11 protein-coding genes are annotated in these 13,589 nt (G+C 71.6%); 9 read left to right on the forward strand and 2 right to left on the reverse strand.

Annotation, left to right across the window (positions count from 1 at the left end; translation table 11 throughout):
* Positions 1-249: 249 nt before the first annotated feature.
* The 4 genes from ACFYQA_RS16450 (at position 250) to ACFYQA_RS16465 (ending at position 4,926) form a co-directional block, all read left to right on the forward strand.
* Positions 250-1,524, forward strand: coding sequence for an extracellular solute-binding protein (locus ACFYQA_RS16450; RefSeq protein WP_388917474.1), 1,275 nt, complete (start codon positions 250-252; stop codon positions 1,522-1,524).
* An 88-nt stretch (positions 1,525-1,612) separates the two neighbouring features.
* Positions 1,613-2,599, forward strand: a complete 987-nt coding sequence (locus ACFYQA_RS16455; protein ID WP_388917477.1) for a carbohydrate ABC transporter permease — start codon at positions 1,613-1,615, stop codon at positions 2,597-2,599.
* Positions 2,596-3,426: a carbohydrate ABC transporter permease gene (locus tag ACFYQA_RS16460; RefSeq protein WP_388917480.1), complete on the forward strand. Its 831-nt coding sequence runs from the start codon at positions 2,596-2,598 to the stop codon at positions 3,424-3,426. Before ACFYQA_RS16455 ends, ACFYQA_RS16460 begins: the two co-directional genes overlap by 4 nt.
* Positions 3,427-3,435: 9 nt before the next feature.
* Positions 3,436-4,926: a glycoside hydrolase family 3 protein gene (locus ACFYQA_RS16465; protein ID WP_388917483.1), complete on the forward strand. Its 1,491-nt coding sequence runs from the start codon at positions 3,436-3,438 to the stop codon at positions 4,924-4,926.
* 84 nt (positions 4,927-5,010) lie between these two features.
* On the opposite strand, the gene ACFYQA_RS16470 is transcribed toward ACFYQA_RS16465, so the two are convergent.
* Positions 5,011-6,642: an MFS transporter gene (locus ACFYQA_RS16470; protein ID WP_388917485.1), complete on the reverse strand. Its 1,632-nt coding sequence runs from the start codon at positions 6,640-6,642 to the stop codon at positions 5,011-5,013.
* A 771-nt stretch (positions 6,643-7,413) separates the two neighbouring features.
* On the opposite strand from ACFYQA_RS16470, the gene ACFYQA_RS16475 reads away from it, so the two are divergent.
* Positions 7,414-8,055, forward strand: a complete 642-nt coding sequence (locus ACFYQA_RS16475; protein ID WP_388917488.1) for a TetR/AcrR family transcriptional regulator — start codon at positions 7,414-7,416, stop codon at positions 8,053-8,055.
* A 164-nt stretch (positions 8,056-8,219) separates the two neighbouring features.
* Here ACFYQA_RS16475 and ACFYQA_RS16480 read toward each other — a convergent pair whose 3' ends face one another.
* A complete protein-coding gene (locus ACFYQA_RS16480) occupies positions 8,220-8,996 on the reverse strand; it encodes an IclR family transcriptional regulator (RefSeq protein WP_388917491.1) in 777 nt (258 codons plus the stop codon).
* A 79-nt stretch (positions 8,997-9,075) separates the two neighbouring features.
* Here ACFYQA_RS16480 and ACFYQA_RS16485 point away from each other — a divergent pair, with 79 nt between their 5' ends.
* From ACFYQA_RS16485 to ACFYQA_RS16500, 4 genes are read left to right on the forward strand one after another with little or no spacing between them, the layout of a single operon-like run.
* Complete coding sequence (locus ACFYQA_RS16485) at positions 9,076-10,245, forward strand: cupin domain-containing protein (protein WP_388917494.1); 1,170 nt, start codon at positions 9,076-9,078, stop codon at positions 10,243-10,245.
* The gene (locus ACFYQA_RS16490) at positions 10,242-11,090 is read left to right on the forward strand and encodes a fumarylacetoacetate hydrolase family protein (RefSeq protein ID WP_388917497.1); all 849 of its coding nucleotides are present in this window, start codon (positions 10,242-10,244) and stop codon (positions 11,088-11,090) included. Before ACFYQA_RS16485 ends, ACFYQA_RS16490 begins: the two co-directional genes overlap by 4 nt.
* The gene (locus ACFYQA_RS16495) at positions 11,090-11,800 is read left to right on the forward strand and encodes a maleylpyruvate isomerase family mycothiol-dependent enzyme (RefSeq protein ID WP_388917500.1); all 711 of its coding nucleotides are present in this window, start codon (positions 11,090-11,092) and stop codon (positions 11,798-11,800) included. The genes ACFYQA_RS16490 and ACFYQA_RS16495 overlap by 1 nt, the downstream gene beginning before the upstream one ends.
* Before the next feature lie 40 nt (positions 11,801-11,840).
* Entirely contained in the window at positions 11,841-13,196 is a 1,356-nt protein-coding gene (locus ACFYQA_RS16500; RefSeq protein ID WP_388917503.1) for an FAD-dependent oxidoreductase, read from the forward strand.
* The last annotated feature ends 393 nt before the right edge of the window (positions 13,197-13,589 follow it).

Genomic DNA, 13,589 nt, shown 5'->3' on the forward strand with positions numbered 1-13,589 from the left:
TTTTGGTCTAGTCCAACCCTCGACGCGTCCCCGTTTGGGGGGAGTTCAAGGTTCCGCCGGGAGCGTCCGGAGCGGCTCGGGCGATTGGCCGCGCGACCCTTGACAGGGCCATAGGTCTAGGCCAAGCTCCCCCTTGCTGGTCTAAACCATTTAGAGGAAGCCGGGTCCCAGCCCGCCGAGTGCCGCGCCGTTGCGAGGGTCACCGCCGAGGGTGTGGGTGTGGAAGGCATTCCTGAGGAGGGGTGGCGCGTGAAGCGCAAGCTGATAGCAGCGATCGGGGTCGCGGGCATGTTGTTCTCCGTCGCCGCGTGCGGGGGAGACGACGGCGACGGCAAGAGCACCGGGGCGGACGGCTACGAGGGGCAGACGCTCACCGTATGGGTGATGGACGGCTCCTCGCCCGACGAGTGGCAGAAGGACCTCACCAAGGAGTTCGAGACCAAGACCAAGGCGAAGGTCAAGTTCGAGATCCAGCAGTGGAACGGCATCCAGCAGAAGCTGACCACCGCCCTGTCCGAGGAGAGCCCGCCCGACGTCTTCGAGGTCGGCAACACGCAGACCCCGGCCTACGCCAAGACCGGCGGCCTCGCCGATCTCACCGAACTGAAGTCGTCGATCGGCGCGGACTGGACCGAGTCCCTCAACGAGTCGTCCGTTTTCGACGGCAAGCAGTACGCGGCACCGTGGTACTTCGCCAACCGCGTGGTCCTCTACAACAAGAAGGTCTGGGCCGACGCGGGCCTCAAGGGCACGCCCAAGACCCGTGGCGAGTTCTACGACGCGCTCAAGGCGATCGGTGACAAGACCGACGCGGAGCCGATCTACCTGCCCGGCCAGAACTGGTACCACTTCGTCGGACTCGTCATCGGCGAGGGCGGCGAACTGGTCAAGAAGGACGGCGACAAGCACGTCTCCAACCTCGACGACCCGAAGGTCGCCGCCGCCATGGAGACGTACAAGAAGTTCCAGGCGCTGTCCAAGGCGCCCAAGGACAAGGACGAGGCCACCCCGCAGCAGGGCGAGGTCTTCGCCAAGGGCAACGTCGGCGCGTTCATCGGCATGGGCTGGGAAGCCGGCATCGCCGTCGAGGCCAACCCGAAGATCGAGCAGGACATCGGCTACTTCACGATCCCGGGCGACACGGCCGGGCAGCCCGAGGGCGTCTTCCTCGGCGGCTCCAACCTCGCCGTCGCCGCGGGCAGCAAGAAGCAGGACCTCGCCCAGGAGTTCCTGAAGCTCGCCCTCTCCGACAAGTACGAGGGACAGCTGGCCAAGCTCAACGGCGTCATCCCCAACAAGGAGTCGCTGCAGGGCAACCTGAAGGGCAACGCCCCCGCCGAGGCCGCCGCACCGGCCGCCGCCGTCGGTGGCACCACCCCGCTGATCCCGGAGTGGGCCGCGGTCGAGAACGCGCCCAACCCGATCAAGACGTACATGACGGCCGTGCTCAACGGCAAGTCCCCGGCCGAGGCCGCCGCGCAGGTCGAGGGCGAGTTCAACAAGCGCCTGGCGCAGGAGCAGTAGGCGCGCGAGCGCACGGACCGGAGCGCGGGGCCGGCCACACGGCGGCCCCGCCCCGGCGTTGAGTACGTCGAGAAGAGAGAGCGCGAGCATGACCGTGCAGACCGAACGGCCGTCCTCCGACCCGGCGGACCTCCGCAAGGCGGACGGCGGGAAGGCCGGTGGGCCGACACCGCCGGCCGCGTCGCGGGCCGGCGCCTTCGCCCCGTACCTGCTGCTGCTGCCGGCCCTCGCGGCCACCGTGCTGCTGCTCGGCTGGCCGCTGCTGAAGGACGTGTTGCTGTCCTTCCAGAACCTCAACATGGGGCAGCTGATCCAGCACGTCACCGAGTGGAACGGCGTCGACAACTACAAGGAGACCCTCACCAGCGAGGACTTCTGGCGGGTCACCCTCCGCTCGATCCTGTTCACGGCGGTCAACGTCGCCCTGATCATGGTCCTGGGCACGTTGGTCGGGCTGCTGCTCGCCCGCCTCGGCAAGCGGATGCGGGTCACCCTGCTGCTCGGCCTGGTACTGGCGTGGGCCATGCCGATCGTGGCCGCCACCACCGTCTACCAGTGGCTGTTCGCCCAGCGCTTCGGTGTCGTCAACTGGGTCCTGGACAAGCTCGGCTGGCACTCCATGGCCGACTACAGCTGGACCAGCAGCCAGATGTCGACCTTCTTCGTCGTCATCGTGCTGATCGTGTGGATGTCCATCCCGTTCGTCGCGATCAACCTGTACGCGGCGACCACCACCATCCCGAACGAACTCTACGAGGCCGCCTCCCTCGACGGCGCGGGTGCCTGGCGGAGCTTCACCACGGTCACCATGCCGTTCCTGCGGCCGTTCCTCTACGCGACGACCTTCCTGGAGATCATCTGGGTCTTCAAGGCGTTCGTCCAGGTCCTCGCCTTCAACGGCGGCGGTCCCGACCGGCTCACCGAGATCCTCCCCGTCTACGCCTACGTCGAGGGCATGGGCAACCAGCACTACGGCATGGGCGCGGCGATCGCGGTCCTGACCATCCTGGTCCTGCTCGGCCTGACCGCCTACTACCTCAGGATCGTGCTCAAGCAAGAGGAGGACGCGCTGTGAAGCGCTCGCTCTTCGGCCGCCTGTGGCCCAACGCCACGGCCGTCGTCCTGTTCATCGGCTTCGTCTTCCCCGTGTACTGGATGTTCGCCACGGCCCTCAAGCCGACCGGCGACATCATTTCGGAGGACCCGGTCTGGTTCCCGACCGACGTCACCTTCGAGCACTTCAGGACCGCGACCGGCGCCGACCACTTCTGGACGTACGTCCGCAACTCGCTGACCGTCACCGTGCTGGCCGTCGTCTTCTCGCTGGTCATCGCGCTGGCCGGCTCCTTCGCCCTGGCCCGGATGCGGTTCAGGGGGCGGCGCGGCTTCATCATCGGTTTCATGATGGCCCAGATGGCGCCCTGGGAAGTCATGATCATCGCGATGTACATGATCGTGCGGGACGCGTCGATGCTGAACAGCCTCGTGCCGCTGACGCTCTTCTACATGATGATGATCCTGCCCTTCACCATCCTGACGCTGCGCGGCTTCGTCGCCGCCGTGCCGAAGGAGCTGGAGGAGTCGGCGATGGTCGACGGCTGCACCCGCGCCCAGGCGTTCCGCCGGGTCATCCTGCCGCTGCTCGCCCCGGGCCTGATGGCCACCTCGCTGTTCGGCTTCATCACCGCCTGGAACGAGTTCGCTCTGGTCCTGGTGCTCAACAAGGAAGCCGAGGCGCAGACCCTGCCGCTGTGGCTGTTCAGTTTCCAGACCCAGTTCGGCGACGACTGGGGCGCGACCATGGCCGCCTCGTCGCTCTTCGCCGTCCCCATCCTGATCCTCTTCGTCTTCCTGCAGCGCAAGGCCGTCAGCGGCCTGACCGCGGGCGCAGTGAAGGGATAACGCCACCCGATGACGACATCCACCACCGGCACCGACACCCTCACCCGCGACGCCCTGGCCGTGCTCCAGCCGGGATTCGCCGGCACCACCGCGCCCGACTGGGTGCGCCGACGGCTCGGCGAAGGGCTGGCCTCCGTCGCCCTCTTCGGCCGCAACGTCGCCACCGCCGAACAGGTCACCGCCCTCACCGCACAGTTGCGGGCCGAGCGGGACGACCTGCTCGTGGCCATCGACGAGGAGAGCGGCGACGTCACCCGGCTGGAGGTCCGCACCGGCTCCTCCTTCCCCGGCAACCACGCCCTCGGCGCCGTCGACGACACCGCCCTCACCCGCGGCGTCGCCCGCGAACTGGGCCGCCGGCTCGCCGAGTGCGGCGTCAACTTCAACTGGGCGCCCTCCGCCGACGTCAACGCCGACCCGGACAACCCGGTCATCGGCGTCCGCTCCTTCGGCCGCGACACCGGCCTGGTCGCCCGGCACACCGCCGCCTGGGTCGAGGGCCTGCAGTCCACGGGCGTCGCCGCCTGCACCAAGCACTTCCCCGGCCACGGCGACACCAGCGTCGACTCCCATCACGCCGTCCCGCACATCGACCTCGACGCCACCACCCTGCACGAACGCGAACTCCAGCCGTTCCGGGCGGCGATCGAGGCCGGCACCCGCGCCGTCATGAGCGCCCACATCAAGGTCCCGGTCCTCGACCCGGACCGCCCCGCCACCCTCTCCCGCCGCATCCTCACCGGCCTGCTGCGCGGCGAACTCGGCTACCAGGGGCTGATCGTCACCGACGGCATGGAGATGCGCGCCGTCTCCGGCACCTACGGTCTCGAACACGGAGTGGTCCTGGCCATCGCGGCCGGCGCCGACGCGATCTGCGTGGGCGGCGGGCTGTGCGACGAGGACACGGTGCAGGGCCTGACGGACGCGCTCGTCGCCGCCGTCCGCTCGGGCGAACTCCCCGAGGAGCGGCTCGCCGACGCCGCCGCCAGGGTCCGCGCACTGGCCGACTGGACCGCCACCACGCGGCTCTCCCCGGCCCCCGGGGGCGACCGCGATCCGGAGATCGGCCTCGCGGCGGCCCGCCGCGCGGTGACCGTGACCCGTACCGGGCCCACCGCGCCGGTCACCGGGCCGGTGTACGTGGCCACCTTCCACCCCGCCGCCAACATCGCCGTCGGCGACGAGACCCCCTGGGGCGTCGGCGCGGAACTGGAGCGGCTGCTGCCGGGCACCACCACCGGCTCCTTCACCGGTACCGACGCCGGTGCGCGGGCACTCGAGGCCGCGGCCGGCCGGCGGGTGGTCGCCGTGGTCCGCGACGAGCACCGGCACCCGTGGATGCGTACGGCCCTGGACACCCTGCTCGCGGCCGGGCCGGACACCGTGGTCGTGGAGATGGGCGTACCGCAGTCCGCGCCGCGCGGCGCGCTGCACATCGCCACGCACGGCGCGGCGCGCGTGTGCGGGACCGCGGCGGCGGAGACGGTCGTCGCGGGCTGACACGCCGGGAAGGCCCCGGCCGTCGTCGGTGTGCGCCGACGGCCGGGGCCTTCGTGGTGGGGACGGGGCGTACGGAGGACCGCGTCAGACCGCGGTCGGGGTCTGGGGCTGTCCGGACGGGGTCTTCCCGGCCGTGTGCTCCGTGTCCAGTTCCTGGGGAGCGCGGACGCCGGCCATGCCCACCACGGTCACGATCGCGGCCACGAGGGCGGCGACGGCGCACACCATGTAGGCGAGGCTGTAGCCGCTGCCCAGGGCGTCGAGGGCGATGCTCTGCGCGGCCGAGCCCGGGGCCTCCGGCGGCAGGCTGTTGACGGCGATCGGACCGGCCGCCTGACCGATCTCGGTGGCGGCGCCCAGCTGGTCGGGCGGCAGGTCCGAGCCGGCCAGGTTCGAGGAGAACGTGTCGCCCGCGCGGCTGAGGGCGACCGCGCCGACGACCACCGGGCCCAGGGCGAAGCCGAGGTCGCGCAGCATGTTGGTGGTGGCGCTGGCCATGCCGGCCAGCCGGCCCGGCACGCTGTTCAGCGCGACGGCCGTGATCGAGCTGACGCCCAGGGCGAAGCCGATGCCGATGAGCAGGGTGGGCAGGACGAAGGGGGTCAGGCTCGTGTCGGTGACGTCCAGCCGGGTGCACAGGAACGAACCGACGGCCATCAGGAGGAAGCCCGTGGTCAGCAGCCAGTTCGGGGCGACCCGGTGGAGCAGCCGGGAGACGACCGGGATCAGGACGAACGCCGGGCCCTGCAGCAGAAGGAACGGAACGGCGACGCGGAGCGGGTCCTGGTGCTGGACGGGACCGAGCCACATGCTCGTCGTGAAGCACGCGCCGAGGAAGGCGATCATGCCGATGACGGCCACGATCGATCCCACCGTGAAGGCGCGGTCCTTGAACAGGGTCAGGTTGAGGATCGGGGAGTCCGCCCGGCGCTCGATCAGGATGAAGGCGATCAGGAAGCACGCGCCGACGACGAACGCACCGATGATGTCCGGCTCGCCCCAGCCCTTCTCGGGTCCCTCCACGGCCGCGTACAGCACCAGGATGAGACCGAGCGCGAAGGTGATCTGGCCGGGGATGTCGAGGCGACGACCCTCGGCGGCCTTCGACTCCCTGGCCATGGTCAGGCTGAGCACCACGCTCGCGAGGGCCAGCACGACGAGAACCATGTAGGAGCCCCGCCACGAGCCGGTCTTGGCGAAGACGCCGCCGATCAGCGGGGAGACCGCCGCGCCGGCGGACAGGAAGCCGCTCCACAGCGCGATGGCGCGGGCCCGTTCCCGCGCGCTGCGGGCCACATCCGCGATCATGGTGAGCGATCCGGGGAACATGGCACCGGCGCCGAGACCGTTCAGCGCGGCACCGGCCCACAGGGTCTGCACGTTGGGCGCGAGGGACGAGACGATACTGCCGGCGACGACCATCGCCGCACCCGCAGCGATGAGCTTGCGGCGGCCGAACAGGTCGCCGAGGACACCGAAGGTGAACTCGAAGACGACCACGGCGATCATGAAGGCCGCCGTGATCCAGGTCAGCTGGGACCCATGGGTGCCCAGGTCCTGCTGGAAGAGGCCGTTGAGAGAGGCCGGCAGGGCGTTGGCCAGCTGGGCCACGAACACCGCGCAGCTCGCGGCCGCAAGCGTGCCCGCGTAGCCCGGCCTCCGGGCAGCCCCCGCGGAAGGGCCGGAGGACGTCGTCGTCCCGTTGTTGAGCGTCACTGCGTTCTCCCTGACTGGGATGGTGAGACGGTTCGGCCCCTTGTGGCCGATACCGGTTTGGTGGTGAGCCGCCGCTCAGGGCGTGGGGGAACCGGGTCGGACGGCCCGGACGGGCTTCCGGGGCACAGTGCGTGCGCCGGGAGCCGGACAGGTGGGTGGGTTCGTCCGGCTCCCCTGGGGGCGGGGAACGCCGGGAACCGGTCGGTGGTGCCGTCGAGCACGACACGCTGCTCGACGCCCGCGAGGCGGGGCGCCGTGGATGCGGGAGCACACGGTTGCCGGGTGGCCGTCCAGGTGGAGCCGCGGCCACGGCCGGGAGGGCCGGCGGTGATCAGCAGGCGGCCGGCCACTGCCGCTCCGGCCGGACTAACGGCGTCCGGCGCGCAACGAAGTACCTCACTCGGGGTGTTCCTCTCTGAACCATGGGCCGAGAAGTGCTGCGGCCTCACATTCGTGACGGAGGGCTGGATCGGTGGATACGCCCGTCCGGCCACGGGTGAACGTGGCCCGAAGTGGGGGAAGAAGCGCCGGGTCGGGCTGTAGGAGTGGCGCGAATCGAGCGCGGTGACGGCGAGAATGACACTCCGCTTTACGTTCCGTCAAGGAAATGTGCGCTATGTATTGGAAACAATTTTGGGGTGAGGACCCCGAGGTCGGGCGCGGTGCCCGACGCTACGATGAACGCCATGACCGCCCCCGCCGCCCCGCTGCCCGCCCCCACTGCCGGCCCCCTGTCCACTCCGCCCGACACCACGGGACGGGGGCGCTGACATGGCCGGGCTGCGCGAGGCGCAGAAGCGGATGACCCGCCAGCTCCTGCTGGACTCGGCGCTCGACCTGTTCCGCGCCAAGGGCTACGCCGCGACGACCGTGGACGACATCGCGGCCGCGGCGGGCACCACACGAGTGACGTTCTACGCGTACTTTCCGTCCCGCAGCGATCTGATGCGGGCGCTCATCGGCGAGTTGAACGAGAAGCTCGAACGCGTCGACTCGCCCGCCCGCCGCTCCACCGCCCGGCGGCTCGTCGAGGTCGTCCAGGACGGCAGCCGCGAGGCGATCACCGAGTGGCTGTACGACATCTCCGGCCGCTGGGACTCCGTACGGCCCCATCTGGTGGCCGCGTTCGAGGCGGCGGCGGTCGACCCGGATCTGCGCGGACTGGTGAACGCCTGGCTGGACGAGGCCGTCAGCGACGTCGAGGAGGGCCTCCACCGGGCCGACCGCTTCGCACCGGACAGCCGTCACCTGCGCGGCGTCCTCGTCCTCGCCCAGCTCGACCACGTCGCCCGCAACTGGACCCCCGGCCGCTGGAAGGCCGACCGCGAAGCCATGATCGACATCCTCGCGGAAAGCTGGACGGGCCTCCTGAACGACGGCACCACGGAGTCACCGGCGCCGGACCAGCCCTGACCCTCCGCCCCCTCACGCCACGAGCGGACCGGCCCTGCCCCCGTCCCGCCCGCGCGACGGACGCACCCATCGCGGGCTGACCGGCTGCGGACGGACCAGTCCACGGGCTGACCGGCCGTGGGCCGGCCCCTCGCGGGCCGGCCGGCCGCGGGGCCTCAGGCCGCTCAGGTCATCGTCGCCAGGTCCGTGCCCAGGGCCCGTGCCGCCGCCCGCAGGGTGCCGACCAGGGACTGGAGCTCGTGCGGGTCGTAGCGGATGCCGGGCATGGAGATCGACAGGCCCGCCAGGGTCCTGCCCTCGCGGTCGCGGACCGGGACGCCGACGGCCACCAGACCGCGCTCCGAGCGGTTCCGGTTCACGGCGAAGCCGCCCTTGAGGACGCTCTTCAGTTCCTTGGACAGCCGGCCGAGATCCGGGCGGTCCTGCGGCCGGTCACGGTAGCGCTCGGGCGCGTACACCTCCGCCAGTTCCTCCTCGCTCAGCTCGGCGAGCAGCAGCAGACCCCCCGTCGTACGGTGGGCCGGGAAGACCATCCCCTCCCGGGAACCGACCCGCAGCGACCGGTGGCACTCCACGCTCGCGATGAACCTGGCGGTGTCCCCGGTGCGGATGGTGAGGTTCGTGGTCTCGTTCAGCAGGTCCACCACCCGGTGCAGATGGGGCAGGGCCGCCGTCCGCAGCCGTGACACCAGGGAGCGCGAGTGCGTCGCCAGCTCCAGTACCGGACCCGCGTGGTACACGCGCTGCTCGTCCCGTACCGCGAAGTCCCGGTAGACCAGCATGGCCAGCAGCCGGTGCGCGGTCGACCGGGCGACCCCGAGCCGCTCGGCGAGCTGGGTGACGGTCAGGGCGCCCTCCAGCTGGAGCATCGTCGCGGCCCGCAGCGCGTGGTCGACACTCGTGATCGCGTACGGCGGCGGCGTCTTGAGGGGCTTGTCCACGGCGGGCCTCCCGGCGTCAATGGTTCTGCTCTCCAGAATTTACATGTCCGTTCCCTGGGACGGGGGAGATGCTGTTCGCGTGACTACCTCATTCAGCACCCCCTCTGCCACGGGCTCCCCCGTCCGCCTGAGCGCCGTCAGTGCCGCGGACCAGCCTGACGTCACCCCGGCGCTCGAGGAGCTGTACCGGGGCTTCGAGAGCGAGCTGCTCGTCCCGCTGTGGACCGAGATCGGCGACCTCATGCCGGCTCACCCGCGCTCCCGCGCCGTCCCGCACCTGTGGCGCTGGGAGAAGCTGCGGGAACTGGCCGCCCAGGCCGGCGAGATCGTCCCGGTCGGCCGGGGCGGCGAGCGGCGCGCCATCGCACTGGCCAACCCCGCCCTCGGCGGACGGCCCTTCGCCACGCCCACCCTGTGGGCGGCCATCCAGTACCTGATGCCCGGCGAGGACGCCCCCGAGCACCGTCACACCCAGCACGCCTTCCGCTTCGTCGTCGAGGGCGAGGGCGTGTGGACGGTCGTCGGCCGCGACCCGGTGGCCATGCGCCGCGGCGACTTCCTCCCGCAGGCCGGCTGGAACCTGCACGCCCACCACAACGCCACCTCCAAGCCGATGGCCTGGATCGACGGCCTGGACATCCCGTTCCAGTACACCAGCGAGGCCCAGTTCTTCGAGTTCGGCCGTGACGAGATCAGCGACGCCGAGCGGATCACCCCGGACCGGTCCCGCTCCGAGCGCCTCTGGGGACACCCGGGGCTGCGCCCCGTCGCCGCCACCGTGGACGCCCCCGGCACGCCCCTCCTCGCGTACCGCTGGGAGTACACCGACCGCGCGCTCACCGACCAGCTCGCCCTGGAGAAGGAGGGCTTCGGCGGCACCGTCGAGCCCGGCCACGCCGCCGTCCGGTTCACCGACCCGTCCAACGGCACCGACGTGCTGCCCACCATCCGCGCCGAGGTGCACCGCGTGGTGCGCGGCGCCGAGACCGCCCCGGTGCGCGAGACCGGCTCGTCCGTCTACCAGGTCTTCGACGGCTCCGGCACCGTCACCGTCGGCGACACCTCCTGGTCCGTGACCCGCGGCGACCTGTTCGTCGTCCCGTCCTGGCAGCCGCTCTCCGTGCGCTCCGAGGCCGGTGCCACCGACTCCGACTCCGGCGCCCTGGACCTCTTCCGGTTCAGCGACTCCCCGATCTTCGAAGCCCTCCGGCTCGACCGCACCCACGTGGAAGGAACCACCCGCTCATGAAGCTCGCCACTCTCCGTACCGACGGCACCACGAAGGCCGTCCGGCTCGACGGTGACGTCCTGGTCGACCTCGGGTTCCCCGACGTGGGCACCCTCCTCGCGCAGGACGACTGGGCGGAGCTCGCCGCCGCCCCCACCGCCGGTGACGCCACGACGTACCCCGCCGAGGGCGCCGACCTCGCGCCCGTGGTCCCGCAGCCGTCCAAGGTCGTCTGCGTCGGCCTCAACTACCGCAACCACATCCAGGAGATGGGCCGGGACCTGCCCGAACACCCCACCCTGTTCGCGAAGTTCGCCGACTCGCTGATCGGCGCGACGGACGACATCGTCCGCCCCGAGGAGACCGAGCAGTTCGACTGGGAGGTCGAACTCGCCGTCGTCGTCGGCAAGCAGGTCCGCCGCGCCAAGGGCGAGCAGGCCGAGCAGGCCATCGCCGGTTTCACCGTGCTCAACGACATCACCACCCGCGACTGGCAGTTCCGCACCCGCGAGTGGCTCCAGGGCAAGACCTGGGACTCCACCACCCCCGTCGGCCCGTACCTGGTGACCCCCGACGAGCTGCCCGGCGGCGTCCGCCCCGCGCTCGACGTCAAGCTCACCGTGGACGACGAGGTCATGCAGTCCGACAACACCGGTGACCTGCTCTTCGACCCGGTCGCCCTGGTCGAGTACGTCTCCACCATCATCCGCCTCAACCCCGGCGACATCATCGCCACCGGCACCCCCGGCGGCGTCGGCCACGCCCGCAAGCCCGGCCGCTACCTGCTCGGCGGCGAGAAGGTCGTCACCGAGATCCAGGGCATCGGCCGCCTGGAGAACAAGGTCGTCAAGGAGAAGCAGGCCTGATGTCCCGCTCGTTCGACGACGCCCGCCGCTGGGCGGAGCTCGGCACGAACCTGGTGCTCGAGGCCACCGCCGACTTCGACGACAAGGCCTACGACGCGCCCAGCGCCCTGCCCGGGTGGCAGCGCCGGCAACTCGTCGCCCACGTCGCCGCCAACGCGGACGCCCTCGGCAACCTCGTGCACTGGGCGGCCACCGGCGAAGAGACCCCGATGTACGCGTCCCCCGAGGAACGGGCCGCCGGCATCGAACGCGGCGTTGGCATGCCCGCCGCCGAACTGACCGGGTGGCTGCGCCGCTCCGCCGCCGAACTCGCCGCGTCCACGGCCGGGCTCGGCGGCGGCCAGTGGCAGAACCCGGTCGTGACGGCACAGGGCCGTACGGTGCCCGCCACCGAACTGCCCTGGATGCGCTCCCGCGAGGTGTGCGTCCATGCCGTCGACCTGGACGCCGGCATCACCTTCGCCGACCTGCCGGCCGATTTCCTCGGCGCCCTCTGCGACGACGTCATCGCCAAGCGCGCCAAGGCCCCCGGCCCGGCGCTGCGCCTGACGGAGACCGGTACCGGAGAGGTCCGGGAACTCCCCGGCGACGGCGAGCCGACCGTGCTCACCGGCCCGCTCGCCGAGATCACGGCCTACCTCACCGGGCGCAGGCACGCCCTCACCGCCCCCGACGGTGGCCCGGCACCCATTTTGGGTCCCTGGCTCTGACCCACAGCGCCGGGCCCCCGGCTCAGACAGGAAGATCACGATGACCCCAGCGACCCCTCCCACCGAAGGCCGACCCGACGTCATCATCGTCGGCGGTGGCATCGGTGGCCTCAGCACCGCCTTCGCCCTCGCCCGGGAGGGGCTGCGCGTCCGCGTTCTCGAACGGGCCAAGGAGTTCGGCGAGGTCGGCGCCGGCCTCCAGATCGCGCCCAACTGCACCCGCATCCTCGACGAGTACGGTCTGCTCGACGAGGCCAAGGAACTCGGCGTGGTCCCCGAGAACATGGTCATGCGCGACGCGCTCGACTCCCGCGAGCTGGTCCGCCTGGACCTGGGCGAGCTCGAGCGCCGCTACGGCTTCCCGTACATGGTCATCCACCGCAGCGACCTGCACGCGATCTTCTTGCGTGCCTGCCGGCGGGCCGGCGTGGACCTGGTCACCGACCAGACCGTCGTCGACTACGAGAACACCGACGACGGCGCCCGCATCACGCTGGCCGACGGCCACACCGAGGAGGCGCCGCTCGTCATCGCCGCCGACGGCCTGCGCTCCGTGGCCCGCCAGAAGCTGGTCGGCGACGACGTCGTCAGCTCCGACTACGTGGCCTACCGGGCGGCCGTCCCGATCGACGAGGTCCGGGACAACGGCATCGCCGAGAAGGACGTCACCGTCTACGTCGGACCCCGCTGCCACTTCGTCCAGTACGCGCTGCGCGGCGGCGACATGTTCAACCAGGTCGCCGTGTTCCAGTCGCCCAAGGCCCTCGCAGGGAAGGACGACTGGGGCACCCCCGACGAACTCGACGCGGCCTTCGAGGGAACCTGCGAGACCGTGGGCAAGGGCATCCCGCTGATGTGGCGGGACCGCTGGTGGCAGATGATGGACCGCGACCCGATCGACACCTGGGTGCACGGCCGCATCGTCCTCCTCGGCGACGCCGCCCACCCGCCGCTGCAGTACATGGCCCAGGGCGCGATCATGGCGATCGAGGACGGCTGGGTCCTCGCCCGGCACGTCTCCCGGCTGCGCGCCGAGGGCGACGCCGGGTCGGCCGTCGACTGGGACGCCGCGCTGGCCGCGTACGAGGCGGTCCGCGTCGAGCACTGCCGCCGGATCCTGACGACCGCCCGCGCCTGGGGCGAGCTGTGGCACCTCGACGGCACGGAACGGCTGCAGCGCAACGCGATCATGCGGGGCATCGACCCCGCCGAGTACGCCTTCACCGACTGGGTGTACGGGCCCACCGCGCTGTTCCCGGACGAGGAGCCGCCCATGTTCCGGCCCATCCCGCTCGCCTCGGCCGACGTCGAGCAGAGCGAGACCGCGGTGTCCGACGCCGTGCCCGAGGGCGTGGACTCCGGCGCCGCCGCGCTCGCGGGCGGCGCCGCCCGCTGACGACGGCCCTCACCGCGACCGCCGCCGAGGCGGTCGCGAGGGGGCCGGCGGACCGACCGTCCTGGTCGGCGGATTCGGCCGCGCCGGTACGACCGACCACGAGATCTTCACCGCCGCCCCCGGGGACGGGTGCATCGAGGAGACCTCCGGCACCACCGCCGCGGAACTCCGCGAACGGCTGGGAGTCCGGTTCACGGGCTGACGACGGCTCCGGACGACGGTTCCGGACGACGGCGCCGAGCCCGCGGGCCCACCGCGGGCCCACTGACCACACGAAGAAGGCCGGCCGGCCCCCCGGGGGGGGGGCGGGCGGGCGGGGGGGGGGGGGGGGGGGGGCCCCGGGGGGCCCCCCGGGGGGGCGCCGGCCGCCCGGACCCGCGGCCCGGGCCCCCC

Origin of the sequence: Streptomyces sp. NPDC005774 (assembly GCF_042871645.1) — a bacterium.
GTDB classification, from domain to species: Bacteria; Actinomycetota; Actinomycetes; order Streptomycetales; family Streptomycetaceae; genus Streptomyces; species Streptomyces pratens.